The sequence below is a fragment of the Poinsettia branch-inducing phytoplasma str. JR1 genome (assembly GCF_000309465.1).
In the GTDB taxonomy this organism is placed as follows: Bacteria; Bacillota_I; Bacilli_A; order Acholeplasmatales; family Acholeplasmataceae; genus Phytoplasma; species Phytoplasma pruni.
The window spans coordinates 1-1742 of the sequence record NZ_AKIK01000111.1; the positions used below are offsets into that span (position 1 = coordinate 1).

At 23.7% G+C, this 1742-nt stretch carries 1 protein-coding gene; it reads right to left on the reverse strand.

What is annotated here, in order from left to right; all coding sequences use genetic code 11:
- Positions 1 to 333 precede the first annotated feature (333 nt).
- Positions 334 to 1209 carry an rRNA adenine N-6-methyltransferase family protein gene (locus tag ON17_RS02500; protein WP_017191925.1) on the reverse strand — a complete coding sequence of 292 codons (876 nt, stop codon included), beginning with the start codon at positions 1207 to 1209 and terminating at the stop codon, positions 334 to 336.
- Between the last annotated feature and the right edge of the window lie 533 nt (positions 1210 to 1742).

Genomic DNA, 1742 nt, shown 5'->3' on the forward strand with positions numbered 1-1742 from the left:
TTATCATATTTTAAAGAAAAACATTTAACTTTTAAATATATTTTTTTCTAACTTTTTATTTTTTGTTTGATAAGTATTTTTTTAGTTTACATTAATATTTTACACTAATATAGAATCATTAATTATTTTTAATGCAAAAAATAAATCTTTTTTCAAAAAACAGTGAAACTCTTTTTTTTCTAGAAATAAAACCATAAATTTACCGATAAAAGAGAATTCTTTTCTTAAAACCTCTTTTTATTTATTGCATATATCATCATAAATTATAAAAAAAGAACCTTTAAAAGGTTCTTTTAAATTAAAAGATAGGTTGTATTGATATAAAATTAAATTTTATTTTTTAACGTAAGTATAAACACTTAAAGGGATTACCATTTCCGAAATAAACACGAAATTATTGATTTTTTTCAGTTCTGGCATTTCTCTAGTTTCAGTTTCAAACATTTTAAAACGATAATTCATATATTTAATATTATTTTGGACCACTATTTTTTCAATACCGGTTTTTAAACTTTGAAAATCTTGAGAATCGAAAATACCGACCGGTAAAGTAGAAACAATTCCTTTAATTTGTTGATGCGTTATTTTTTCTTTTTGGAGTAAAGTTTCAAAATGAGCGGCATTGCCTTGAATAACTTTCAAACCAGGAAAATGAGTTTTTAATTCTTGGCATAAAAAACCATCTATTTCCACAGCTATTATATTTTCTACCCCAAATTTTTCTATTAAATATTGAGTAACATTACCACAACCGGAACCTAATTCTAAAATTTTATTATTATTTTTTTTGAGTTCTTCTGGGGTTAAATCTGAAACTGTTTGAAAATATTCAGACATTTCTTGTGTTTCAGGGAAAAGACCAGCTCCCATTGTGGTAGGGTTTAAAACCACTTCTTTAGCGTGCAACCATTCTTTCGGTTGAAGGGCCATACAAGAAACAAACAATAAAAGGGAGAAGAAAAATAAACTTTTCCACCAAAGAAATTTTTTCTTTTTTTGTAAAAAGATAATCCCGGCAGTTAAAAAGAAAAAAGCGAGAAAAATTTTGCAATAAGAAATAAAGAGATGTTTTTGGTTATCAGGATTAATCAATTGTTTGGCAAAAAAACGAGTACTGAAAATTTTTTCTTCAGACCAATTCATCAATAAATTAATTAAATAACTATCAATGAAATAAAGTAAAGGATGAATTAAAGTTAAACCTAACATACTGTAATTAACTTTAAAAGAACCGTTGATAAAATAAAAAATAACAAAACAAATAGGAATAATGATATATTCTAAAAAATAAATAATTAAATTAAAAAACGGTACCCCTGAAGAAGGATAAATATTCTAATCCCTAATAAAAGAACGTAAAAAGATAGTGTTGATGATAATACTCACCAAAGAACATAAAGCAAAAATATCAATAATACGTTTATTTTTTTGAAAAATCATTAAAACAAAAGTAATTAAGATTAAAAAGAGACACTGTTTCGAAAAAGAAAAAAAATAATACCATCTAAATTTAACAAAATTATCTTTTTCTAACAAAAGATTAAAACTATGAAATCCACCTAACAAAAAAGTTAGCGAAATCAAAATCAAAAGTAAAACAGTAAACTTAATTATTCTATGATAAGTTTTTTTAAAATAATTAAGCAAAACACTAATTTTTTCCAAAGATTTACCTTTCTAACGAGATAAAATAAATTTTAATTTAATAATAAAAAATATTTCAATTTAGTTGCAAGATCGGA

Coding starts and splice junctions, on each gene's coding strand:
- ON17_RS02500 (WP_017191925.1), bottom strand. CDS start 1,209: ATGTTAGGTTTAACTTTAATTCATCCTTTACTTTATTTCATTGATAGT.